The sequence below is a fragment of the Microbulbifer sp. genome, from assembly GCF_051659245.1.
Classification (GTDB): domain Bacteria; phylum Pseudomonadota; class Gammaproteobacteria; order Pseudomonadales; family Cellvibrionaceae; genus Microbulbifer.
Genome location: NZ_JBOFOC010000176.1, coordinates 17,846 through 41,762, shown reverse-complemented (window position 1 = coordinate 41,762; position 23,917 = coordinate 17,846). Strand labels below are relative to the sequence as shown.

Genomic DNA, 23,917 nt, shown 5'->3' with positions numbered 1-23,917 from the left:
AGGGAGAAGATATCTGTGAATCGGGATCAAAACGTCCCCCTACGAGAAGACGTCCGCCTGCTCGGCGAGGAACTCGGCGCGGTACTGCGGGAGCAGGCCGGCGAGCAACTTTTCGATACAGTTGAAACCATCCGCCAGGTGGCGGTGGAAAGCCGCAGCCAGGGCGAGATGCCGGTGAAGCGCCTGCGTGAGCTGCTGGACCCGCTCGACGACGAAACACTGCTGGAGGTGGCGCGGGCATTCAGCCAGTTCCTCAATCTGGCCAATATCGCCGAGCAACGCCACCGCGAACGCCTGCACCGCCATCACCAGCGCTATCCCGGCGACCCGGATACGGACCGGGGCCTGCGCCAGGTGCTGGTGGAGCTGAAAAAGGCCGGCGTCGGCGAGGATAAGGTCAGGTCGGTGCTGCAAGACTTGTCCGTGGAACTGGTGCTCACCGCCCATCCCACCGAGGTCACCCGTCGCACCCTGATCCGCAAGTACGACCGGATCGCCGACCTGCTCACCGACCTGGACCGGCCCGATCTCACCGAAGAAGAGGTGCAGGACCTGCGCCGTCACCTGCGCGAACAGATTCTCTCCGCCTGGAGTACCGACGAAATCCGCCGCGAGCGGCCCACGCCGGTGGACGAGGCCAAGTGGGGCTTCGCCACCATCGAGCAGTCCCTCTGGCAGGCGGTGCCCCGGGGCATGCGCGAGATTGAAGCGGAACTGGCCCTGGCCGGCCTGGAACCGCTGCCCGCGGACTGGGTGCCGATCCGCTTCGCCTCATGGATGGGCGGCGACCGCGACGGCAACCCCAATGTCACCGCCGCGGTGACCCGCCAGGTGCTGCTGCTGGCCCGCTGGATGGCCGCCGACCTGTACCTGCGGGACGTGGAAAACCTGCTGGCGGACCTGTCCATGCACCGGGCCAGCGACGAACTGCTGGCACATACCGGCCCCAGCCACGAACCCTACCGGCTGGTGCTGCGCCGCGTGCGCGACCACCTGCGCACCACCCGCGCACGCATGGAGGCCCGGGTGGCCGGCCGCCCGGAACCGGAAGGCGAGGGCTACACCAGCGGTCGGCAACTGTTCGACGAGTTGAGCCTGATAGACCGCTCCCTGCGCGCGGTGGACCTGTCGGCCGTCGCTGACGGCCAGCTCAAGGACACACTGCGCCGGCTCAACTGTTTCGGCATCACCCTGCTGTGCCTGGATATCCGCCAGGAGTCCACCCGCCATACCGACGCGCTGGACGCCATCACCCGCTACCTGGATCTCGGTGGCTACGCGGACTGGGATGAGGCGCAGAAACAGCAGTTCCTGCTCAGCGAATTGGAGAGCCGGCGTCCGCTGGTGGACGAGGCTTTCTATCACAGCGATCTTTGTGATGAAGACGTGCGCGAGGTGCTGGACACCTGCAAGGTGATCGCGGAGCAGGGCCCGGAAGGGCTCGGCGCCTATGTGATTTCCATGGCGAGGACGTCTTCCGATGTGCTCGCCGTGATGCTGTTGCAGAAGATCGCCGGTGTGCGCCAGCCGATGCGCGTAGTGCCGCTATTTGAAACCCTGGACGACCTCAATAACGCCGGCGACACCATGCGCGCGCTGCTCGATATTCCGCTGTACAAACAGCGTGTGAGCGACGGTCAGGAAGTGATGATCGGCTATTCCGATTCCGCCAAGGACGCCGGCTTCCTCGGCGCCGCCTGGGCTCAATTCCGCACCCAGGAAAAGCTCACCGCGATTTTCCGCGAGCACGGTATTCCACTGACCCTGTTCCACGGCCGCGGCGGTTCCATTTCCCGGGGCGGGGCACCGACCCGCATGGCGCTGCTGTCGCAGCCGCCGGGTTCGGTGGCCGGTCGCATCCGCGTCACCGAACAGGGCGAAATGATCCGGGTCAAATACGGCCGCCCCTCGCTGGCGGCCTACAACCTGGAGCAGTATGTGGCCGCCACCCTGGAAGCCACACTGATGCCCCCGGCGGAACCGCGCCCGGAGTGGCGCGCGGAAATGGACCGCCTGACCGAAGTGTCGGTGGAGGGCTACCGCCAGGTGGTGCGCGACGATCCGGCTCTGGTTGCCTACCTGCGCACCGTAACCCCGGAAACCGAGCTCAGCCGCCTGGCCCTGGGCAGCCGCCCGGCGCGGCGCAAACCCGGCGGCGGGGTGGAAACCCTGCGCGCCATTCCCTGGGTGTTCGCCTGGACACAGATCCGCCTGATGTTGCCCGCCTGGCTGGGCACCGGCGCGGCGTTGGAAAGCGCGCTGGGGAGCCGTGACGAAACCGACATCCTACACGCCATGAACGAGCAGTGGCCCTTCTTTCAAGGCGCTGTGGATATGCTGGAGATGGTACTCGCCAAGACCGACACCCGGGTCGCGTCCTGGTATGAGGAGCGGCTTACGGATGAGGGGGAGCTGATCCGCCTCGGCGACACACTGCGCGAGCACCTGGCGGACACTGTGGCAGCACTGCACCGCCTCACCGGCCACGACAGCCTCCTCGACAACAACCCGGTGATGCGCTGGTCGATCCGCGTGCGCGACCCCTACACCGATCCGCTGCACCTGCTGCAGGCGGAACTGATGGCCCGCCTGCGCGAGCGGGACGCGGACCCGGTGCTGGAAAGTGCGTTGATGGTAACCATCGCGGGAATCGCCGCGGGGATGCGCAACACCGGATGATGCTGTGCGGGGTTTTGGTGAGAGTCGGTGACCACTCACTCCGGGGGCGGAGAAGAATACTGGAGTTTGATGCGAAGCCCCCGATGCCGGTGGCCATTTGGGAAATGATTGACTCGGGCCATCCATGGCCCTTGCCCTTCGGGCGCCTACGGCGTCCAAATCGGCTGTCCTGCCGATTTGTGCCGATCAGGCTTTTTCCCGAATGGCCACCGGCAGCGGGGCCGCCCGGGCCTTCGCTTAGTGGTGGCGAGGGCCAAATAAAAAAGGCCGACTCTCGCGAGTCGGCCTTTTTGAATATGGTGCCCAGGAGAAGACTTGAACTTCCACGACCGTAAGGCCACTAGCACCTGAAGCTAGCGCGTCTACCAATTCCGCCACCTGGGCAAATTCAACGGTGTGCCCCGTTGAGGTCGCGAACTATAGAGATTTGCCCCAGGGGTGTCAACGGCCAATTTGCGTTTGCTTCGTCATCGTTCGCAGGAGTCGGGATAGGGCGGGAAATGGCTTATACTGCCAGCAATGCGACCTTCTGCCGCGGCCCTTGGCGCCGTTATTGGCCGAGCCCCGTGTCGCAATCTACCAATCCCCGGACCCTGTCCCGGGAGCCGCCGCAGACCGGCGGTCACCTCGAACAACGGATGCTGCTTTGACTCAAAAGAAACCCACACACCACACCCAGGCCGATCCCCACGCCGAGCGCGAGGCCGAGAAATACGAAAAACCCGTCCCCAGCCGCGAGTACCTGCTGCAACTGCTGGAGCAGCAGCCGGGCCCGGTCTCCTGGGAGACGGTGGCCGACGCCCTGGATATCCACGACGAAGACCGCCGCGAGGGGGTGCGTCGGCGCCTGATCGCCATGTCCCGCGACGGCCAGATCGCCAGCAACCGCGCCGGTGATTTCGGCGTGCTGGACAAGATGAGCCTGGTGCGCGGTCGCGTCATCGGCCACCGGGACGGCTTTGGCTTCGTCTCCCCCCGGGATGGTGGCGACGACCTCTATCTTTCCCACCGCCAGATGAAGAAGGTGTTCGACGGCGACGAAGTGCTGGTGCGCGAGACCCCCGGCGGCTTCCGCGGCAAGCGCGAGGCGGCGGTGGTGCGGGTGATCAAGCACAACACCCGGGAGCTGGCCGGGCGCCTGTTCCGCGAGAACGGCATCTGCTTCGTGCGCCCGGACAACCCGCGCATCAACCTGGACATCATGGTGGCGGCGGAAAAGACCGCCGGCGCCAGTCACGGCCAGTATGTAGTGGTGGATGTCGTCACCCAGCCCAGCCGCACCAGCCTGCCCCAGGGCGAAGTAACGGAAGTGCTCGGCGACCACCTGGCGCCGGGCATGGAAATCGATGTTGCCATCCGCAACTACGGCATCCCCCACACCTGGCCGGCGGGACTGCAGAGCGAAGTGGACGCCATTGCCGACGAGGTGCGGGAGGAGGACAAGGTCCACAGGGTCGACCTGCGCCAGCTGCCGCTGGTCACCATCGACGGCGAGGACGCCCGCGACTTCGACGACGCCGTCTTCTGCGAGGCATTAAAGGACGACAGTTGGAAACTGCTGGTGGCCATCGCCGACGTCTCCCACTATGTGCGCCCCGGCAGCGCCCTGGACGAGGAGGCCCACAGCCGCGGCAACTCGGTTTACTTCCCGGACTTCGTGGTGCCCATGCTGCCGGAGAAGTTGTCCAACGGCCTCTGCTCCCTCAATCCCGACGTCGACCGGCTGTGCATGGTGTGCGAGATGCACATCGACGTCGACGGCCGCATCCTCGATTACCGCTTCTTCGAGGGCGTGATGCGCAGCCACGCGCGCCTCACCTACACCCAGGTGGGACAGATGATCGAGGAACGCGGCAAGCGCAGCAGCGGCCTGCGCAAGCAGTTCGCCGCCCTGACGCCGCACCTGGACAACCTGCACGACCTCTACAAGGCCCTGCGCGGGGCCCGCGACCGCCGCGGCGCCATCGACTTCGAAACCACCGAGACGCGCATCATCTTCGACCAGAAGCGCAAGATCGAACGCATCGTGCCGGTGCAGCGCAACGACGCCCACAAGCTGATCGAGGAGTGCATGCTCGCCGCCAACGTGTGTGCGGCGGAACTGATGGAGCTGTCCGAGCTGCCGATGCTCTACCGGGTGCACGATACCCCCAAGGAGGAGAAGCTCAGTAACCTCCGCGAGTACCTGGGCGAACTGGGCCTGCGCCTCCCCGGCGGCGCCGAACCCCAGCCCAAGGACTTCCAGGCACTGCTGGAATCCGTGGAGGGGCGCCCGGACGCGCACATCATCCAGATGATGCTGCTGCGCTCCATGAACCAGGCGGTGTACCAGCCGGAAAACCGCGGCCATTTCGGCCTCGACTACCGCGCCTACGCCCATTTCACCTCCCCCATCCGCCGCTACCCGGACCTGCTGCTGCACCGCGCCCTGCGCTGGCTGGTCCGCAACGGCAGCGTCAACGAGCGCATGGTGGCGAAAAAGGTCCACGTAGAGCCCGGGGCCAAGGCGCTGCCGCGGGAGCGCATCCTCCCCTACGATATGCCCGCCATGGTCCAATTGGGCGAGCATTGCTCCATGACCGAGCGCCGCGCCGACGACGCCACCCGCGACGTGGTCAGCTGGCTCAAATGCGAATACCTGCAGGAACATGTCGGCGAGGTCTACCGCGGCGTGGTCAGCGCCGTCACCGGCTTCGGCCTGTTCGTGGAGTTGGAGGACCTCTACGTGGAGGGGTTGGTCCACGTCACCGCCCTGCCCAAGGACTATTACCGCTTCGAACAGGCCCACCAGCGCCTGATCGGCGAGCGCAGCGGCGCCCGGTATCACCTGGGAGACCTGGTCACCGTGCAGGTGGCACGGGTGGATCTCGAAGAGCGCAAGGTGGACTTCGCCTTCGGCGAGTTGCTGAGCAAGACTAAAAAAAAACAAAAAAGCCCAGAGAGAATCCGCAAGTTAGTGCGCGCGCTATGGAAATGGCCGTGGAGCACCAGCGCGAGCGCGAAAGGCGAAGCAGAGACGCCGCCGGAAAAACCCCGAAAGGAAAGGAAGGAAAGACCAGCCCCTGGACCAGGCGCGAGGAAATCCCGGGGAAGACGACGCCCTTCCGGAAACGCAAAGTCGGCTCCACCGAAGCGCAACCGGTAGAGGCCCAGCCGGAAAAAACACCCGCCCCGGAGGAAGAGGCACCGCGCAAAAAGCGCGGCCCCAAACGCACCCCGCCCCGCAAGGGCGGCAAGCGCCCATCGGTAGCCGCGCGCAAGGCCGCACAAAAAGCGGAAAAGGCCGGTGCCAAAAACGGCAAGAGCAAGAAGAAAAAGGCCGTTAAAGGCAAAAAGAAAAAGTAGACTCGGGACTCGCAGAAGATGCGCGTAGGATGGGCAAAGCGTAGCGTGCCCATCACCCTGAGTTACCTGCGCCCCTTCAGTCAATAATTGTCGAGGAAAACCTTGAGCCAACAATTGGTCTACGGCCTCCACGCCGTACAGGCACTGCTGAAAAGTTCCCCCCACCAAGTACAGGAATTGCTTCTGCTGCGCGGCCGCAAAGACCAGCGCCTGCAGAAAATTCTCAAACAGGCGGAACAAAACGATATTCCCCTGCGTTTTGTCGACCGCCGCACCCTGGATGAAAAGGTCGGCGACGAAGGCAACCACCAGGGCGTGATCGCCCTATGCGCCGGCGAAACGAAAGTTCACGACGAGCGTTTTCTGAAAGACCTCTTGCAGAAACTGGAACAGAAATCCGAAGCGCCGTTCCTGCTGGTCCTCGACGGCGTCACCGACCCCCACAACCTCGGCGCCTGCCTGCGCACCGCCGAGGCCGCCGGCGTACACGCGGTGATCGCTCCCAAGGACAAATCCGCCGGCCTGACACCCACCGCCAGAAAAGTCGCCTGCGGCGCCGCGGAGGTGCTGCCCTTTGTCACCGTCACCAATTTAGCGCGCACATTGCAGCAGTTACAGCAGGCGGGAATATGGATTTTCGGCGCCGCCGGCGAGGCGGAGCAGGATATCTACCAGAGCCAGCTCACAGGCCCCATGGCACTGGTCATGGGCGCCGAGGGTTCCGGCCTGCGCCGGCTGACGCGGGAAAACTGTGATCACCTGATCAGGATCCCCATGGCCGGGGAGGTGAGCAGTTTGAATGTCTCGGTAGCTACCGGTGTATGTCTGTTTGAAGCGGTTCGGCAACGCGTGCGAATTTAAACCTACCCCTGGTCTTGGCGCCGGTCGGCCCTGACCAAAATGACCAAGTTAAACAGAACTTTCCTGTAGGAGCCTGCTTGCAGGCGAATTGAGGTCGCGGCAAAGCACCGGGAATGTTCGCCTGCAAGCAGGCTCCTACAGCGCAATCCTCTTGCCATTCAGGTCGGAACTGTTTTCTTGCTGCGATCCACTCCGGAGCCGTCCGGCCCGGCTGTTTGTCCGGGGATTCGCGAAAGCGCCGGATCAAATGATCGCAGGCTTCCGGGGGGCGATATTCTCAAGCAGCAGAATCAGCGAATCCATACTCTCCACTCCGAATACCAGACTGATAGAAATGCCCGACGATGGCACAAACGCCATCTATGGATAATGGGGCCCGAGATCGGTGTCCGGTGGCCTACCACTGGTGCCACACCGATTTTTTCAAAAATCCGGCGAATGAAGTCGGCGGAGTTTTTTTTGGCGCTAAAGTAGCGCGGCCAGAGACTTTAGTAGAATTAAATTCCTATTTTAACGATTGATTGGAACAATTTTTCTTTACGACTCCAGGGACGAACAGGTGCAAGCCCCACTGGCCCTGAAGTTTATTTGAAAAATTTTGAATTTTCGGGAACCTTTCCGGATTGCCCTGCGTGTTAACAGGTCGATTGGAGTAATCCGCGAGAGGAGTGATGGCTTGACGAGCCTGATACAGATTTTCCGCCGGCGCGCGGCGCCGGGGGACCGCTTTACCGCCCTGGTGCGCCCACATATCCAGCTGATGTACCGGATGGCCTACCGCTGGACGCAAAACCAGTCGGAGGCGGAGGATCTGGTGCAGGACGTGCTGGCCCGCCTGTTCCCGCGGTTGGAGGAGCTGGTCGCACTGGACAAGCCGGGCCCCTGGCTGGTCAAGGTGCTCTATCACCGCTACGTGGACCTCTACCGCCGCCGGCTCAATTCGCCGGTCGACGACAGCGTTTCCTGGAGCAGCGATGACGCTTTCTTTCAGGGGCACCTTCTGGATGAGCGTAACCATTTCCATCAGCTGGAACTGAAGCGGGCCCTGAACCGGGCGCTGGAAGAGCTGGATGACGGCTGGCGCGACGTGGTGCTGTTGCATGACGTGGAGGGCTATTCGGCCCTGGAAGTGGCGGAAATCCTGGAAATCAATGTGGGCACCGTGAAATCCCGCCTCCACCGTGCGAGAAAAAAACTGAAAGCGGCGCTGCAGCTGGGAACCATTGAGGGCGCCCACGCGTGTTAACCGGTGGCGAGGAGATGATTATGAATTGCAATCGGGCAAAACAGGAATTGGACTTGATGCGCGAGCAGAACGACGGAAGTCTGCTGCATCATCTGCGCCAGTGTGCCAACTGCCGCGACTACGCGGAAGAACTCCGGGTGGTGCGCCTGCTGCGCGGCATGCCCGCGCCGGAACCCTCGGAGGGTTTCGAGAAACGGGTGCTGCAGTCGGTGCTTCCGCAGTCCCGGGTGGAGCCGCAGGCCCGGCTGCGCGGCTGGCAACTGGCGACCGCCGCCAGTCTGCTGCTGGCGGTAATAATGACGGTGCCCCGCTGGCAGTCGCCGCAGCCCGCTTCGCCGCAGGTCGTCTCGACGCTGCCGGTCAGCGTATCCCTCGACAGCGCCCGCCCGTTGGAGGGCGCCGTTATCCGGGTGTCGCTGCCGCCCCACCTGGCGCTGGATGGCTACCCCGGGGTTCAGGAGCTGGAGTGGCGGGCGAATCTGAGCGCCGGAAGTAACCGGCTCACCCTGCCGGTGCAGTTGCAGGGCGCGGAGAGCGTCGGCGAAGTGCTGATCGAAGTGGAGCACGGGGGCGCGCGCAAGCGGTTCCGGGTGCCCGTTCGGCAAAAATCCGGCGGCCAGATGGCGGCGGAGCCGGTACACAAGGTTTGAACAATTTTTCCCCGGAGAAAAACCTGAGAGGTTTATAGGATGAAGGTGCACAAAGAACTGTTGGTAATGGCTCTTTTCTTCGCTGCGCAGCTGGCTGTTCCGGCGCAGGCCGATGACGAGGTCGATACCGACGAGCTGGAGATCACCCTGACCGTGGTGGAGGCCGATGAGAATGTCGAGGATGCGGTGAACACCATCGAACTGCCCGAAGAGGCCAGCGAGGTGGCGAGAGAGAGCGCCGCGTTCGGTCTGGCCACCGCCAACGCCGCTCGCCAGCGCGGAGAAGAGGGGGCGGACGAGATAGAAGGCGAGGCCGCAGGAGCCGCCGAGCAGGCGAAGGAAGCCGCCAAAAATGCGCGGGAAGCGGCTCGGGAGTCCGCCAAGAACGCCAATGAGGCCGCGGAGGAGGCGGTGAAGAACGCGCTCTCCGGCGGCGGCACGGAAAATGTCCCGGAGGATGTACTGGACAATATCCCCGGCGATGTAAAAGACAGACTGCCGATCGATCCGGGCTCGGTGATCGACGACGCCGGAAATCCGGGGGAGGAACATCGCCCGGGCAGTTGATACGGCTTCCCTCGTAGTGGCTTCGATGGCTGAGCTCTTTGCCCAGCCATCTTTTTACGTTTTGATGATGCGGGAAAATTATAATGTTGGCAAAAGCGATAAAAATGATTTCTCTAGGGGGGCTGCTGGGGGCGGCGCTGGTGGCACAGGCGCAGGCACAGGACAATTTCAGCCGCGGCACGGCCGCTTTCAAAAGCGGAAACTACCAGCAAGCCCTGGCGCTGTTCGAGGGGGAGCGGCGGAGCGGCAACAGCGACGGCAAGCTGCTTTACAACATAGGCGTCACCCATTTCAAGCTTGGCGACTATGACGAGGCGGAACGGACCTTCCTGCAACTGGGGGACGATCCCCACTGGCGGGACCTGGCGCATTTCCAACTGGCGCTGACGGCGGAGAAACGGGGGCACAAAGATCGCGCGGTTCGTCTCTATCGAGAGGTCGCAAAGCGGTCGCAATCGGCCAAGCTGCGCCGCCTCGCGGACAAGAGGCTGGCCGCCCTGGCCCCGGAGGAATCGCGCGCGGTGAACAATAAGCCGAGGTCCTCCTGGCTGGGATTGGTGAGCGCCTCGGCGGGTTACGACGACAACGTCTTTGCGCTGCAGGAGGAGCTGCAACAGGACTCGTCCACCGGCGAGGACAACTATTCGGAGCTGTTTGCCTGGGGCCAGTACCGGCTTTCAGGGACGGCGAGCGACGGCTGGCGGCTGCAGGGTTTCGGCTTCAGCCGCCGCTATGGGGAGTACAGCTCCCTGGACCTCAACAGCTACAGCCTGGGCCTGTCCCGCGACATGCGGTGGGGCAGCTGGCAGACCGAATTGGGTATCGCCGCGGAGCGCACCTCCCTGGACGGGGAAAATCTCACCGACAAAACCGCCCTGGTCGCCCGGCTTAAGCGCCGCCTCGGCGACGCCCGGGTGACGCTCGCCTACCTGCCCGCCCGCTACAGCGGGGGGGACCTATACACCCACCTCGACGGCTGGCGCCACCGGCTGGAGGCGAAGTGGCAGCGCCCGCTGGGAGCGACGGTTACCGCCAATGCCCTCTACCGGCTGGATATCGAGGACCGCGCCGACCTCGAGGGCGGAGAGGGCGAGTTTTACAGCTATTCCCCCACCCGGCACAGTCTGGGCCTGGAGCTGGACTGGCAGCTGCTGGACAGCTGGGAGTTGTCCGCCGGCTTCGAGTACCGGGCCAGCGAATACGACGGCCGCAACAGTCTGACCGATACCGATGGGGTACAGAAGAACGAGGTGAGGCAGGCCGACCGGGTGAAAACCTGGCTGGGGTCCCAGCTGCAACTGTCGCCCAGATTGCAGCTGGCAGGAAAGATCTCTGTCAGCGACAACGAAGAGAACTTCGGCCTCTATACCCACGACAAGACCGAGGCCAGCCTGGGAGTGAGATACGTCTTCTGAGAGCCTCTTTATAACCCTGCATGTCCGGCAACCGGGTGGGATGGTTTTTTTTGCGGGACATGCAGTGAATACATCCCCGGCAGAAAACGGCTCCCTGCGTTTTTTACCGCAATCCCTGTAGGTCGCCGCTCATTAATCGGTCTCCCCGCCTCACAAACTCGTCGACAACGGATTTGGACGGCGAAGGTGCCCTTAGGGCGCGCGCCAGGGACGGCGCGGGTCATCCGCCGCTAAAGGCGTCCCACCCAGCCCGCCAGCTATCAAGAGGTCGGGCTCGAATGGCACTGACTTAAGCGGTTTCCGGCTCCCGTAGGGCGGATAAGCGAAGCGCATCCGCCGCCCCAGGCCTTGTAACTGGTGGATGCGCTTCGCTTATCCACAGGCCATTTGTGCTTAAGTCAGTGCCATTCAGGTCAGGCTCTGGATTACGACCGGTTTCCCCTCCAGCCGGCGGTTCACTGCCCCGACAACGGGCCCCCGTATTCCCAATCCGCTTCAAGAAAGACTGAAGGTCTCTGGCACCGGGAACCATTGGCGGCAGCCAAGCGTGTTAACCGGTGTCGAGGAGGCGAGGTTGGACTGCAATCAGGCAGGCGGGGGCTGGGGTTGATGCGCGAGCGGAACAGCAGCGCCCTGTTGATCTACCTCCGCGGGTGCGGCTGTCGCGAGTACGCCGGGGGACTCAGGATGGTACGGCAGCCCCTTCGATTCGACGACGATGATTTGAAAATTTTTTCTAAAAAATGAGGCTCAATAAAAATGAATATATTCAAGAAGACAATGGTCCTGTCGATGTTCGTCTCCGCGCAAATGGCGGTTCCGGCCATTGCTGACGACGACCTGGATGTGACAGTGGCTGTGGTCGAGGCCGACGGCGGTGTCGAGGACGCGGTGGAGGTGATTGAACTCCCCGAAGAGGCCAGCGACGTGGCGAAAGAGGCCTCGGCCTTCGGTCTGGCCACCGCCAATGCGGCGCGCCAGCGCGGGGAATTCGAGAGCGACGATATAGACGAGTCCACCGAGGACGCGCTGGACGATATGGACGGTGCGGCGGAGGAGGCGCGCGAAGCCGAAGAGGAGGCGCGGGAGGCTGCCGAAGAGGCGCGGGAGGCCGCCGAAGAGGCACGGGAGGCTGCCGAAGAAGCTGCCGATGAGGCCCGGGAGGCCGCCGAAGAAGCTGCCGAAGAGGCGCGGGAGGCCGCCGAAGAAGCTGCCGAGGAGGCCCGGGAGACCGCCGAAGAAGCCCTGGAGGCTGCCGAAGAAGCTGCCAAAGAGGCACAGGAAGCCGCTGAAGACGCTGCTGAGGAGGCTCAGGACGCCGCTGAAGAAGCTGCCGAAGAAGCTGCCGAGGAGGCTCAGGACGCCGCTGAAGAAGCTGCTGAAGAGGCGCTGGAGGATGCCGACGAAGCAGCCGAAGACGCCATGGACGATGCCGGGGAGGCAGCTTCAGCTGGCTGATACCGGAAGCAGAGACCCGCAGTATGAATGGCCGGGCGGTTGCGCCCGGCCGTTTTTGTGTTTGGGGCGGCCTCCCGGGGGAATTGATCAACTTGCAAGCAGCGGGGGGAGTGCATAGAATACGCCGCCCGCAATGTGCCCCTCAAAAGGTCCGTTGTTCTCCTTGCCTCACTGGATTGTCCGGGAGGCTGTTTAACCCGTAAGGAGCGAAAATGCGTCATTACGAAATTGTATTCCTGGTCCATCCCGACCAGAGCGAGCAGGTGCCCGGTATGGTGGAGCGCTACAGCGCGACCATCAAGGACAGCGGTGGTCAGGTCCACCGCCTGGAAGACTGGGGCCGCCGCCGTCTGGCTTACCCGATCAACAAGATCCACAAAGCGCACTATGTGCTGATGAACGTCGAGTGCGGCGAAGAGGCACTGGCCGAGCTGACCACCAACTTCCGTTACAACGATGCGATCATCCGCAACCTGGTGATGCGCGAAGACGAGGCGATCAGCGAAGAAAGCCCGATCATGAAGGCGGAGAAAGAGAGCCGCGAGCGCAAGGCCGCACGCGCGGAGCGCGGCGAACGCACTGAACGCCGCGAGCGCACCGAGCAGGAAGAAAAACCTTCCTCCGATGAAGCGGAAGCAACATCTTCCGATACCGCCGAAGACGAAGAGTAAGGGGATTATCAGATGGCACGTTTTTTCCGTCGTCGCAAGTTCTGCCGTTTCACCGCCGAAGGCGTCAAGCGTATCGACTACAAGGATCTCGATACCCTGAAAGCCTACGTTTCCGAAACCGGCAAGATTGTTCCGAGCCGTATCACCGGCACCAAAGCCAAGTATCAGCGTCAGCTGGCCACCGCGGTCAAGCGCGCCCGCTATCTGGCCCTGCTGCCGTACACGGACAGCCACGAGGCCTGAGCCCGGGAACCAGAGGTTTTCGGACTTAGACGTTTTACAAGAGAAGCTATCTAGTCGTGCGCGCCCTGGCCGAATTCATCATGCGCGGGCGTGTGCGCGCGGTGCTCATCACTATGGTGGGTATACCGCTGATCAGCCCGGCGGCGCTGGCTCTGGTGAGCCTGCGTCGCGGCGGCAGCGAAGGCCTGATGGTCCTGGCCTGGGCCCTGCTGCCGGTGATTGCCGCGGGCCTGAGCGGTTATATGTCGCCGCTGATGACCGGCCTCGCCGCCAGTCATTTCGCCGCGGTCTTCTGCGGCGCGATGTTGTTGCGCGGCACCCGCTCCTGGGGTGCGGCGCTGGTGGGGGTCACCGCGGTGGCGGCAGCGGGAATTCTGCTCACCGCCCACTTTAGTGGCGGTCTGCTGCAGAGCCTGCTGGAAGCCGCGGAGGCCTCCGGCGGCGGCCAGGCGGAGCAGTTGCGCCAGGTGTTCGGCAGCGAGCCCCTGGCCACCGGCTACCTCAGCTGGGTGTCGGCGATCACTGTGGCCCTGGCCCTGGTGCTGGGCCGCTGGTGGCAAGCGCTGCTGTACAACCCCGGAGGTTTTCGCCAGGAGTTTCACCAGTTGCGCATGCCCCTGCCGCTGGCGGCTGCGGGAATGCTGCTGTGGGTCTTCGGCCTGGTGAGCGAGGGCCTGGTGTTCTGGGGGGCGGTGGTCGCCTTTCCGATGGTCGTGGCCGGCATCGCCCTGATCCACTGGCTGGTGGCAAGGCGCGGCTGGGGCAGGGGACCGCTGGTGGCCCTGTATGTGATGCTGGTAATCGCGGCACTGCCGCTGGCTGGCTTCCTTTGTGGGCTGGCGCTGATAGATAGCTGGATAGATATTCGCGGGCGCGCCGCCAAATAGGCGGTCCCGCACAAAATTGAAATTGAGGAAACCGAGATGGAAGTTATTCTGCTCGATAAAGTCGGCAAACTGGGCAACGTGGGCGACCGCGTTGAAGTGAAGGCCGGTTTCGGCCGCAACTACCTGCTGCCCACCGGTAAGGCCGTGGCCGCCACCGAAGCCAATGTCGCCGAGTTCGAAGCCAAGCGCGCCGAACTGGAAGCGGCCGCTGCGGCCAAGATCGGCGAAGCCGAGGGCCGCGCCGCCAAGCTGGCAGACCTGTCTGTAACCCTCACCGCCAAGGCCGGTGACGAAGGCAAGCTGTTCGGTTCTATCGGTACCCGCGATATCGCCGAGGCGATCACCGCCGCCGGCGTGGAAGTGACCAAGGCTGAAGTCAAGCTGCCGGAGGGCGCGCTGCGCGAAGTGGGCGAGTACGAAGTCGACGTACAGCTGCACTCTGATGTGACCCCCACCGTCAAGGTCATCATCGAAGCCGAGTAAACCGGCCTCGCCTGTTTACTCCTGTAGGAGCGGCGGGGCGGCCATCCGCCATGCCCGCGATCGGCTTTCGCTACGAAGAATGGCCGATCGCGGGCATGGCCCGCTCCTACAGGGACGCGACTGACTCGCTACGTCCCTGTGGCTCGCCCGCTTCGCGGGCAGCCTTCGGCTGTCCAAATTCGCTCCGGGCGAATTTGTCGCGCTACAATCGGGCGCTGATTCCTTCGCGGATTCAGCGCCCGCTTTGTTTCTGGTAACCGGCAAATCCCTATGCACGACGAGTACGCCGTCCCCGAAGATGAACTACAGACCGAGGAATCCTCGCCGCTGCCTCACTCCGTAGAGGCGGAACAGTCGGTGCTGGGCGGGCTGATGCTGGATTCCAGCCGCCTGGACAGCGTCGCCGAACAGCTGGGGGAGCAGGATTTCTTCGTCGCCAGGCACCGGGTGATCTTCTCGGTGATGGTGCAACTGGCAAACGGCGAGCAGCCGTTGGATATCGTCACCCTGGCGGAGGCGCTGGCCAGCCGCGACCTGCTGGCGGAAGTGGGCGGCCCCGCCTATCTGGCGGAACTGGCGGAGAATACGCCCTCCGCGGCCAATATCGTCGCCTACTCCAAAATCGTGCGCGAGCGCTCCATGCTGCGCCAGCTGATCGCCGCCGCCGGCGAGATCAGCCGCACCAGCTTCAACCCCGGCGGTCTGGCCTCCAGTGACCTGCTGCAGATGGCCGAGCGCCGGGTGGCGGAGATCGCCGAGGGGCGCGCCAAGGAGGGGGGCTTTGTCGGCGTCGATGCGCTGCTCAAAAAGACCGTCGAGCGCATCGACGAACTGTTCAAATCCGAGGGGGACATCACCGGCCTGGGCACCGGCCTCACCGAGCTGGACCAGCGCACTTCCGGCTGGCAGCCGGGGGAGCTGATTGTGCTCGCCGCGCGCCCTTCCATGGGCAAGACCGCACTGGCGCTCAACTTCGTGGAAACCGCAATGCTGTCCCAAGAGCGCCCGACCCTGGTGTTCAGCATGGAGATGCCCGCGGACAGCCTGGTGATGCGTATGCTGTCCTCCATCGGCCGCATCGACCAGGGGCGCATCCGCAACGGCAAGTTGCAGGAAGAGGACTGGCCCAAGCTCTCCAGCGCGGTACAGAAGATGAAAGGCAGGGCCCTGTACATCGACGACACCCCGGCGCTGACCCCCAGCGAAGTGCGCGCGCGCACCAAGCGCACGGTGCGCGACCACACCAACCGGCTGATGCAGGCGGACAGCAAACTCAGCCGAGAGGAGGCCGAGCGCAGAAGCATGCCGGCGCTGATCATGGTGGACTACCTGCAGCTGATGCAGGTGGCCGGCAGCACCGAAGGCCGCACCCAGGAGATCTCCGAGATCTCGCGGTCTTTGAAGGCCCTGGCGAAGGAGTACGATTGCCCGGTGATCGCCCTGTCCCAGCTCAACCGCGGTGTGGAGCAGCGCCCCAACAAGCGACCGATGAACTCCGACTTGAGGGAGTGTGTAACCGGGGACACCCCCGTCCTGTTGGCCGATGGTAAACGGATGCCGATCCGCGAACTGGAAGGGCAGGCGCCCCAAGTATTGGCCCTGGATAAGGCGGGGAAAATCGTCAGTGCCGCCAGCAGTAAGGTCTGGAAGGTCGGGCGCAAGCCGGTGTTTAAAATCCAACTGGCCAGCGGCCGCAGCATTCGCGCCACGGCCGAACACCGCCTGCTGGTGGATATGTCTTGGAAAACGGTTGGAGAAATCTCTGTCGGGGACCGCCTGGCGCTCGCGCGCAAATTGCCGCAGCCCGAAAAGGTTGAGGAGATGCCGGATCAGCAGGTGGTTCTGCTCGGTCATTTGATCGGTGACGGCAGCTACCTGAAAGGCCAGCCATTGCGCTATACCACCAATTCCGAGACTAACAGCGAGGCTGTCAGGCGTGCGGCAAGCGAAGAGTTTGGAGTTGCCGTCAACCGCCACGTCCACAAGGATGCGAGCTGGCACCAACTGGTTTTTAGTGGCAATGGCAATCGCTGGCACCCGGCGGGAATGAATTTATGGCTGCGGGAGCTGGGCGTATTTGACCAACGCTCCCACGAAAAATGCATTCCCGGTGGTGTTTTCTCTTTGTCTGACAGACAGGTGGCGCTGTTTTTGCAACATCTGTGGGCGACGGACGGGACCATCTATACGCGCCCTGCGGAGCGCAGGGGCAGCAACCTCATCCACTATTCCACCAATAGCCCGCAACTGGCCCGGGACGTTGCGCTCCTGTTGCAGAGGCTGGGGATCATCGCCCGCATACAGAAAAACCAGAAAGGAGACCATCGCCCCGGCTATCTGGTGTGTATTACCGGCGCCGACATGCAGCGCCGGTTCCTCGACCTCGTAGGCGGTTTCGGGCCCAGGGCTGTCCAGGCCGACGCACTGAGCAAGAGGTTGGCGTCGGTAAGGGGGAATACCAATGTGGACACTCTGCCGCCTTCGATATTCTCTCAGGTGAAGGCAACCATGCGGGCCCGGGGTGTTTCACAGCGGCGGATGGCGGCCCTGCGCGGAACATCCTACGGGGGCTCGGCCCATTTCAACTTCGCGCCGTCACGGGATACTGTGCGGGGTTATGCGCAGCTGTTGCAAGATGAAGATCTGGTGCAGCAGGCGGACAGCGACCTCTTCTGGGACCGGGTGGTGCGGGTGGAGCCGGACGGCGAGGAAGATGTCTACGATCTCAGTGTGCCCCTCCACGAAAGCTGGTTCGCGGACGGTATTGTCAGCCATAACTCGGGTGCCATTGAACAGGACGCGGACGTGATCCTGTTTATCTACCGCGACGAATACTACAACGAGGACAGCCCGGACAAGGGCATGGCCGAGCTGATTATCGGCAAGCAGCGCAACGGCGAGATCGGGACCTGCCGCGCCGCCTTCGTGGGCAAGTACACCCGCTTCGACAACCTGGCGCCGGAGTACTACCAGGGAGATTGATCGCGTCGGAGATGGCCGGCCGCTGGCCGGCATGCGGAGCTGGAGCTCCGCGTTCCCAGGGTGGCCAACGGCACGGTGTAGGGGTGAACTTGTGTTCGCCGAACCCGGGACCGCGGAGCTCCAGCTCCGCAAGCGGGCCCAGGCCCGCAACAGGGTAAACACAAGGTCCGCCCCTACGGGAGTGTTGAATTGTTATCCGTACAAGAAACCCGCGCGCTGGTTATTGAACGCCAGCATATCCACAAACCCTGGCCCGGCGACCTGCCGGCGCTGATCCGCCACCTGGGCGCGCTGCAGCTGGATGCCATCCAGGTGATCGCCCGCGCCCACCACCACCAGCTCTACAACCGCCTGTCGCGCTACCGCGAGAGCCAGTTGCAGAAAGCGGAGCGGCGCCGGGAGATTTTCGAGTACTGGTCCCACGCCGCCGCCTACCTGCCCATGGAGCACTACCGCTACGCGCGGGTGCGCATGGACCGCCTCCGCGAGGGACAGCGGCACTGGTTTGAGAAAAACGCCAAACTGTGCCGCTATGTGCTGGACCGGGTGCGCGCCGAGGGCGCGCTCAAGGCCAGTGACTTCGTGAAGGGGAAGGGCGGCTGGTGGGAGTGGTCCGATGAAAAGAAAGCCCTGGAGCAGCTGTTTCACGAGGGCGAACTGATGGTGAGCCACCGCGACGGCTTCCAGAAAGTCTTCGACCTGCCGGAGCGCCTGCTGCCCTCCCATATCGCCACCGATACCGCCAGCGACGCCGACTACGGCCGCCACCTGGTGCGCACTTTCCTGCGCTGCCAGGGCGTGGGCCGGCCGGAGGAGATCGCCTACCTGCGCCGCCACGACAAGCCGCTGATCAAATGCGCGGTGGACGCCATGCTGAAAAGCGGCGAACTGATGCCGTTGGGGAAGGAGCTGATACTGGCGGAGGACGGGCGGCCGACTCCGGCCAGGCCGGCCCGCCGGGCGCGCCTGCTGTCCCCCTTCGATCCGCTGGTGTTGCAGCGCAAGCGACTGAAAAGGCTGTTCGATTTCGACTACCAGCTGGAGTGCTACCTGCCGGCACACAAGCGGCGCTACGGCTATTTCTGCCTGCCGATTCTGTACGGGGATAAATTTGCCGGTGTGGCGGATTTGAAGGCGGACCGGGAGGGCGGGCTGTTGCGGATCAAATCCCTGCACTGGAAGGCGGACCCGGGCGCGGCGTTGAAGACCAGTTTTACCCGCGCCCTGGCGGGCTTTGCCCGTTTCCACGGCCTGGAGGCCCAGGCCCTGTAGGGTGCGCCGCGCGCGCCGCGAACAAAGGGGCTGTGCCCCTGATTCTAGGCCACCTTGTTCGCCAGCTCGCTCTTGATCAGCTCCAGCGCCTCTATCTGCATTGTGTCCGAGGCCTTGCGCGCGGCCCGCACATTGCCCTGGTCGATGGCGTCGTAGAGCCGCTTGTGGTTTTTGTAGCTGGCCGTCTCCACTCCTTTGATGCGGTTGGTGAAGCGGATGCTCACCCGCAGCGCCGTCTCGATAAAGCTGGAGAGCTGCATATAGAAGGGGTTGTTGGTGGCCTTGAGTATGTTGATATGGAAGGCGATATCCGCTTCCACCGGATCGCCGAGCCCCTCTTCCGCCTCTTTCATGCGCCGCAGGGCCGCGCCGATTGCGGCGATCTTGGGCTTGTCCTGGTCCTCTGCCGCCAGCGCGGCCGCTTCCTGTTCGATGGCCACCCGCAGCTGCAGGAACTCCTTGAGCATTTCCAGGGTGGGCTGGCCGCGCAGTATCCAGCCGAGTACATCCGGGTCGAACATGTTCCAGGTCTCCCGCGGCTGTACGCGGATACCCTGGCGCGGACGCGAGCTGATCAGCCCCTTGGCGGTGAGCATCTTGATCGCCTCGCGGGTGGCGCTGCGGCTGATGCCGAACTCCTCGCACAGGTGGGCCTCCGAGGGCAGGCCCTCGCCGACCCTGTAGCGGCCGCTGGCGATGGCGGCCCCCAGGGTGTGCACCAGTTGCTGGGTCAGGTTGCGCCCACTCTGTTCTCTATCCATCTTAACGTCGGTCCGTGGAGTGAATATTCATATGATAAATCTACACAATGGCCACGGCTACCCCCGGTACGATAGTTCGAGTCTGGCTGTCGGTGTTCGGAGGAGTGGTGGGGTGATTTGGCGATGATATCACGATATTTCGCCATCGTTTCGAAGATGATGCTGGAACCAGGTGAGAGATCTCTGCCCGGCAGGTTCCCGCCTCCCGCCTCCCGGCCACGGGCCATTCGCCAGTGGCCGGAGGCGTCCATCTCTACACCCGGCCGCCGTCGATCACCAGGGACTGGCCGGTGATCATCCTCGACGCCCGGGAGGCGAGGAAGAGCGCTGAATTTGCGCAATCCTCCTCGGAAATGGTGTCTTTCAGGCACTGTTGGTCGAGGCACTCCTGCAATGCCTCCGGGGTCACCCACAGCTCCTTCTGCCGCTCGGTCATCACCCAGCCGGGAATCAGGGCGTTAACGCGGATATTGTCCGGCCCCAGCTCCCGCGCCAGTGCCTTGGTGAGGCCGATGATCGCCGCCTTGGCGGTGACGTAGGCCGGGTAACCGCTCAGTCCCAGCAGGGAGGAGTTGGAGCCCACATTGATGATGCTGCCCTGCCCTTTCCCGCGCATACCCGCCGCTACCGCCTGGGCGGTAAAGAAGTGGGGGCGCAGGTTGGTGTTGATGGACTGGTCCCAGTCTTCGGGGGTGAATTCGTCGAGGGTGTGGCGGGTATCGCGGGCGGCGTTGTTGATCAGTACATCGATGGGCCCTATCTCCTGTACCGCTTCCGCCACGCAGGCCTTGAGGTGGTCCACATCGGAGATATCGCAGCTCCGATAGAAGGGCCGCGCACCCGATTGGGCCTCTATGTCGTCGCACAGATGCCCGGCCTTGTCCGCGTCCAGGGACACAAAGGCGACCCGCGCCCCCTGGGCGACAAAGGCGCGGACAAAGGCGGCGCCGATACCGGAACCGCCGCCAGTGATAAAGACCGAGGTGTCTTTGAGATCGGAATAGGTCGTTACTGCCATCGCTGCACTTTCCCCTTTATGGCCTTATGATTTTATGCATATTTATATGATAAATTGACGGCGCGGGTCTGCCAAGCGGTTTCTATCCGTTTCCGGCCACATAAAGCGGGACAACCTCCAGGCGACTTCCGTTATCCGGGGCTGCGGCAGGGTGGTTAAGGGGCAAAACCGATCGCGGCCAGCGGCCGCTCCTGCTGCAGGAGCGGCCGCTGGCCGCGATCAGTGGCGATAAAAGCCGTTTGCTCTCAGAGCCTCACCACCACATAGACTTCCCTGCCATCCCGCTGGGTCGGGAGGAAATAGTCGCTGCCGTAGCGGTAGTACTGCACTCCGTTGACGGTTTCCGCGGTGTACCCGGGGGGCAGGGTCTCCACCACTTCTCCCGGGGTATAGTCGGAAGAGGTGCTGGCCGCAGTCACCGGCGGCGGGACCACCACATAGTCGCGGCTGGCCGGGTGCCATTGGTAGTAGGCATCTGCGTACTGGAAGTAGGTGGCGCCACCGATCTCCAGCCGCACCGCACTGGTCGGCAGCGTCATCACCGAGGCGCCCAGGGGGGCGGAGACCACCACGTAGCCCGCCGGTGCCGGCCGGTAGAAATAGCCGCTGTGGTAGTAATAGGGGCGGCCGCCCACTGCCAGGCTCATGTAGCCGAATGGCAGAATGGGGGCGCTGAAGCCGATGGATATCCGCGGTCCACGGTAACGGCGGCCGTGCCGGTAGTGGTGGTGATGGTCGTAGCCGTGGCGCTGGTGGCCGGGTGTTCGCGCGTCGGCGGGTGGGATGAAGGCGAATGCCCCCAAGGCCACGATAGCTGCGGCGCCGATCAGGGTTTTTAACGTTTTCACAGCCTTTCCTACTAAGCGATTACTTACATCGTTTAAATATTAACCCTCTTTGGGCCGGGAGCGCCACGCCTGCGCGTTAAGAAGTGCCAAACGGACGCCGGCCTTCGCCGGGCGGTCGCTGGAGGTTATCCGCGGACCACAGGGTCATCGATGTACTGGAGAGGTCTGCGTAGGAGCGGCCCATGGCCGCGATCGAGCCCGCTTCGTAGTGTAGTCCAGTCGCGGGCATTGGCCCGCTCCTACAAAATGCGTCAGCGGTTGCGCTGTACGATTCCCATCAGCTTGTACAGCAGTTGCGCGGCGGCGAAGTCGTAGGCATGGAAGCCCTCGATAGGGGCGAATTCCAGCAGGTCGAAGCCGATAATCTCCCGCTGCCGGGCCACCGACTCGAACAGGTTGAGGGTCTGGTACCAGCCCAGCCCGCCGGGCACCGGAGTGCCGGTGGAGGGGAAAACCGACGGGTCTATGCCGTCTACGTCCAGGGTGAAGAATACCTTCTTCGGGAAGTCCTCCGGCAGATCGAATTCCTGCACATCGGTAGGCACCAGCTGGTGGGCGTCCAGGTAGTGCACGCCGTACTTGTCGCGCGCGCCCATTTCCTCCTCGCAGTAGGCGCGGATACCCAACTGGAACAGCGGAATACCGGCCTCAACCACCAGGCGCATCACACTGGCGTGGCTGTGCTTTTCCCCTTCATAGCGGTCGCGCAGGTCCGCGTGGGCGTCTATCTGCACCACGCCGAAGTCCTCTACACCCGCGTCCAGGTAGCCCTTGATCACGCCCCAGGTCACCGAGTGCTCGCCGCCGATGGCCACCGGCATTTTGCCAAGCTCGAGAATCCCGCGGGTGGCCGCGGCGATATTGCCCATCACCTGCTCGGGCTTGCCGGAGACGTCCACCGCAGCGCGGGTATAGATGCCCAATTCGCAGGGGGAGGAGAAGTTGTCGAAGGTTTCCAGTTGCTGCGAAGCCTCGATAATCGCAGCGGGGCCCCGGCCGGTGCCGCCGCCGTAGGACACGGTGGCCTCGTAGGGAATCGGCAGGATATGGAACAGGGCTTCTTCCGGTCTGGGTTGTTCGATTTCCGAGCCCAGGAAAATGGCTTTCTCGTCGTCCATGAATTAACCCCTTAGTAGGAGCGGCCCCTGGCCCCTCTCCCCCGGCCCCTCTCCCGCAAGCGGGAGAGGGGAGCTATTCTTTCGAGTCCCGAGTCCCGAGTCCCGAGTCCCGAGTCCCGAGTCCCGAGTCCCGAATTATGAAAGGCGGCCCTTGAAGTCTTCGTAGCCGAACTCTTTGACAATTTTCAGCTCGTCGGTTTTCGAATTCCACAGCGCGATCGCCGGCAGCGGAATGCCGTTGAAGGTATTGGTTTTGACCATGGTGTAGTAGGCCATTTCCTCGAACACCAGGCGGTCGCCGATTTTCAGCGGATCGGCGAAGCTGTATTCGCCGATGCTGTCGCCAGCCAGGCAGCTCTGGCCGCCCAGGCGGTAGTCGTGGGGCAGTTCGCCGGGGCGGGCGGCGCCGGTGATGTCCGGGCGGTAGGGCATTTCCAGCACGTCCGGCATATGGCAGGTGGCGGAGGTGTCCAGGATCGCCTGATTGCGGCCGTTCCAGGTGAGATCCACCACTTCGCCCACCAGCACGCCGGCGAACAGCGAAATCGCCTCGCCGGGCTCCAGGTAAACCTGCACATTATGTCTGTCGGCAAAGGCGCGCACTGCGTTCACCAGTTCATCCACCTGGTAGTCACAGCGGGTGATATGGTGGCCGCCGCCGAAATTGATCCACTCCATCTGCGGGATCAGGTCTTTAAATTTGTCCTCCACCGCGGCGATGGTGCGCTCCAGCGGTTTGAAATCCTGCTCGCACAGTGTGTGGAAGTGCAGGCCGCTGATACCGTGGAGATCCTCTCCGTCGAACAGTGAGCGCACTATGCCCAGGCGCGAGCAGGGCGCGCAGGGATCGTAGAGGTCTGTGTGTCCCTCGGAGTGTTCCGGGTTGATGCGCAGGCCGAAGCGCAACTCCGGCCTTTTGTTCTGCATTTCCAGACACAGATCTTTGTAGCGCTTCCACTGGGAAAAGGAATTGAAAACCACATGGTGGGCGAATTGCAGTATTTCCCGCAGTTCGCTCTCCTTGTAGCCGGCGCTGAATACGTGCACCTCTTTGTCGAGGGCGCGGCCGCCGTACTCCTCGTAGCCGAGTTTCGCCTCGAACAGGCCGGAGGCAGCAGTGCCGGACAGGTACTCGGCGACGATGGGGCCGACGCTGAACATGGAGAAGGCTTTCAGCGCCGCCAGCACCTTGGCGCCGCTGCGTTTTTGTACATCGGCCAGCACTTCCAGGTTGTCGCGCAGCGCTCTTTCGTCGACGACGAAACAGGGGGACGGCACGCGGCTGGGGTCGAAGTTGCCGAAGTAGTCGATTCGGGGAGTCAGGTCCATAGGCAGCTTTGTCTCGTAGGATGGGCAAAGGAGCGCAGCGACGTGCCCATCAATTTGCGCTGATGGGCACGCTGCGCTTTGCCC

The 23,917-nt window shown here is 63.3% G+C and carries 20 protein-coding genes and 1 tRNA gene; 14 read left to right on the top strand and 7 right to left on the bottom strand.

The window, feature by feature from the left end; all coding sequences use genetic code 11:
• The first annotated feature begins 15 nt into the window (after positions 1-15).
• Complete coding sequence (gene ppc / locus ACRC0P_RS16870) at positions 16-2,679, top strand: phosphoenolpyruvate carboxylase (protein WP_438632465.1); 2,664 nt, start codon at positions 16-18, stop codon at positions 2,677-2,679.
• 297 nt (positions 2,680-2,976) lie between these two features.
• Here ppc and ACRC0P_RS16865 read toward each other — a convergent pair.
• Positions 2,977-3,063 (bottom strand) — tRNA-Leu (locus ACRC0P_RS16865).
• 262 nt (positions 3,064-3,325) lie between these two features.
• On the opposite strand from ACRC0P_RS16865, the gene rnr reads away from it, so the two are divergent.
• The 13 genes from rnr (at position 3,326) to ACRC0P_RS16800 (ending at position 18,759) form a co-directional block, all read left to right on the top strand.
• Entirely contained in the window at positions 3,326-5,824 is a 2,499-nt protein-coding gene (rnr, locus tag ACRC0P_RS16860; protein ID WP_438632464.1) for a ribonuclease R, read from the top strand.
• A gap of 302 nt (positions 5,825-6,126) precedes the next feature.
• Complete coding sequence (gene rlmB, locus ACRC0P_RS16855) at positions 6,127-6,885, top strand: 23S rRNA (guanosine(2251)-2'-O)-methyltransferase RlmB (RefSeq protein ID WP_438632463.1); 759 nt, start codon at positions 6,127-6,129, stop codon at positions 6,883-6,885.
• Positions 6,886-7,561: 676 nt separating this feature from the next.
• Entirely contained in the window at positions 7,562-8,131 is a 570-nt protein-coding gene (locus ACRC0P_RS16850) for an RNA polymerase sigma factor (protein WP_438632462.1), read from the top strand.
• A gap of 20 nt (positions 8,132-8,151) precedes the next feature.
• Positions 8,152-8,781 (top strand): hypothetical protein, encoded by a 630-nt coding sequence (locus ACRC0P_RS16845; RefSeq protein ID WP_438632461.1) that lies wholly within the window; start codon positions 8,152-8,154, stop codon positions 8,779-8,781.
• 39 nt (positions 8,782-8,820) lie between these two features.
• Positions 8,821-9,348 (top strand): hypothetical protein, encoded by a 528-nt coding sequence (locus tag ACRC0P_RS16840; RefSeq protein ID WP_438632460.1) that lies wholly within the window; start codon positions 8,821-8,823, stop codon positions 9,346-9,348.
• A 104-nt stretch (positions 9,349-9,452) separates the two neighbouring features.
• A complete protein-coding gene (locus ACRC0P_RS16835) occupies positions 9,453-10,763 on the top strand; it encodes a tetratricopeptide repeat protein (RefSeq protein WP_438632459.1) in 1,311 nt (436 codons plus the stop codon).
• Positions 10,764-11,522: 759 nt separating this feature from the next.
• Positions 11,523-12,221: a hypothetical protein gene (locus tag ACRC0P_RS16830; RefSeq protein WP_438632458.1), complete on the top strand. Its 699-nt coding sequence runs from the start codon at positions 11,523-11,525 to the stop codon at positions 12,219-12,221.
• 212 nt (positions 12,222-12,433) lie between these two features.
• Positions 12,434-12,892 (top strand): 30S ribosomal protein S6, encoded by a 459-nt coding sequence (rpsF, locus tag ACRC0P_RS16825; RefSeq protein ID WP_438632457.1) that lies wholly within the window; start codon positions 12,434-12,436, stop codon positions 12,890-12,892.
• A 12-nt stretch (positions 12,893-12,904) separates the two neighbouring features.
• Positions 12,905-13,135, top strand: coding sequence for a 30S ribosomal protein S18 (gene rpsR, locus ACRC0P_RS16820; RefSeq protein ID WP_067084304.1), 231 nt, complete (start codon positions 12,905-12,907; stop codon positions 13,133-13,135).
• 56 nt (positions 13,136-13,191) lie between these two features.
• On the top strand, positions 13,192-14,022 hold the full coding sequence (locus tag ACRC0P_RS16815; protein ID WP_438632456.1) for a hypothetical protein: 831 nt from the start codon (positions 13,192-13,194) through the stop codon (positions 14,020-14,022).
• A gap of 36 nt (positions 14,023-14,058) precedes the next feature.
• Positions 14,059-14,505 (top strand): 50S ribosomal protein L9, encoded by a 447-nt coding sequence (gene rplI, locus ACRC0P_RS16810; protein ID WP_438632455.1) that lies wholly within the window; start codon positions 14,059-14,061, stop codon positions 14,503-14,505.
• Between the two features lie 270 nt (positions 14,506-14,775).
• Complete coding sequence (locus tag ACRC0P_RS16805; protein ID WP_438632454.1) at positions 14,776-17,487, top strand: replicative DNA helicase; 2,712 nt, start codon at positions 14,776-14,778, stop codon at positions 17,485-17,487.
• Positions 17,488-17,676: 189 nt separating this feature from the next.
• The gene (locus tag ACRC0P_RS16800; RefSeq protein ID WP_438632453.1) at positions 17,677-18,759 is read left to right on the top strand and encodes a winged helix-turn-helix domain-containing protein; all 1,083 of its coding nucleotides are present in this window, start codon (positions 17,677-17,679) and stop codon (positions 18,757-18,759) included.
• A gap of 44 nt (positions 18,760-18,803) precedes the next feature.
• Here the strand turns inward: ACRC0P_RS16800 and ACRC0P_RS16795 are convergent, their stop codons facing one another.
• The 6 genes from ACRC0P_RS16795 to nspC form a co-directional block, all read right to left on the bottom strand.
• Positions 18,804-19,520, bottom strand: coding sequence for a FadR/GntR family transcriptional regulator (locus tag ACRC0P_RS16795; RefSeq protein WP_438632452.1), 717 nt, complete (start codon positions 19,518-19,520; stop codon positions 18,804-18,806).
• Positions 19,521-19,773: 253 nt separating this feature from the next.
• Positions 19,774-20,538: an SDR family NAD(P)-dependent oxidoreductase gene (locus tag ACRC0P_RS16790; protein ID WP_438632451.1), complete on the bottom strand. Its 765-nt coding sequence runs from the start codon at positions 20,536-20,538 to the stop codon at positions 19,774-19,776.
• 245 nt (positions 20,539-20,783) lie between these two features.
• A complete protein-coding gene (locus ACRC0P_RS16785; RefSeq protein ID WP_438632450.1) occupies positions 20,784-21,386 on the bottom strand; it encodes a DUF6515 family protein in 603 nt (200 codons plus the stop codon).
• Positions 21,387-21,462: 76 nt separating this feature from the next.
• The gene (locus ACRC0P_RS16780) at positions 21,463-21,615 is read right to left on the bottom strand and encodes a hypothetical protein (RefSeq protein WP_438632449.1); all 153 of its coding nucleotides are present in this window, start codon (positions 21,613-21,615) and stop codon (positions 21,463-21,465) included.
• A 22-nt stretch (positions 21,616-21,637) separates the two neighbouring features.
• Positions 21,638-22,504, bottom strand: coding sequence for an agmatinase (speB, locus tag ACRC0P_RS16775; protein WP_438632448.1), 867 nt, complete (start codon positions 22,502-22,504; stop codon positions 21,638-21,640).
• A 135-nt stretch (positions 22,505-22,639) separates the two neighbouring features.
• Positions 22,640-23,833: a carboxynorspermidine decarboxylase gene (nspC, locus tag ACRC0P_RS16770; RefSeq protein WP_438632447.1), complete on the bottom strand. Its 1,194-nt coding sequence runs from the start codon at positions 23,831-23,833 to the stop codon at positions 22,640-22,642.
• Between the last annotated feature and the right edge of the window lie 84 nt (positions 23,834-23,917).

Coding starts and splice junctions, on each gene's coding strand:
- ACRC0P_RS16845 (WP_438632461.1), top strand. CDS start 8,152: ATGAATTGCAATCGGGCAAAACAGGAATTGGACTTGATGCGCGAGCAG.
- ACRC0P_RS16840 (WP_438632460.1), top strand. CDS start 8,821: ATGAAGGTGCACAAAGAACTGTTGGTAATGGCTCTTTTCTTCGCTGCG.
- ACRC0P_RS16835 (WP_438632459.1), top strand. CDS start 9,453: ATGATTTCTCTAGGGGGGCTGCTGGGGGCGGCGCTGGTGGCACAGGCG.
- ACRC0P_RS16830 (WP_438632458.1), top strand. CDS start 11,523: ATGAATATATTCAAGAAGACAATGGTCCTGTCGATGTTCGTCTCCGCG.
- rpsF (WP_438632457.1), top strand. CDS start 12,434: ATGCGTCATTACGAAATTGTATTCCTGGTCCATCCCGACCAGAGCGAG.
- rpsR (WP_067084304.1), top strand. CDS start 12,905: ATGGCACGTTTTTTCCGTCGTCGCAAGTTCTGCCGTTTCACCGCCGAA.
- rplI (WP_438632455.1), top strand. CDS start 14,059: ATGGAAGTTATTCTGCTCGATAAAGTCGGCAAACTGGGCAACGTGGGC.
- ACRC0P_RS16805 (WP_438632454.1), top strand. CDS start 14,776: ATGCACGACGAGTACGCCGTCCCCGAAGATGAACTACAGACCGAGGAA.
- ACRC0P_RS16795 (WP_438632452.1), bottom strand. CDS start 19,520: ATGGATAGAGAACAGAGTGGGCGCAACCTGACCCAGCAACTGGTGCAC.
- ACRC0P_RS16790 (WP_438632451.1), bottom strand. CDS start 20,538: ATGGCAGTAACGACCTATTCCGATCTCAAAGACACCTCGGTCTTTATC.
- ACRC0P_RS16780 (WP_438632449.1), bottom strand. CDS start 21,615: ATGCCCGCGACTGGACTACACTACGAAGCGGGCTCGATCGCGGCCATG.
- speB (WP_438632448.1), bottom strand. CDS start 22,504: ATGGACGACGAGAAAGCCATTTTCCTGGGCTCGGAAATCGAACAACCC.
- nspC (WP_438632447.1), bottom strand. CDS start 23,833: ATGGACCTGACTCCCCGAATCGACTACTTCGGCAACTTCGACCCCAGC.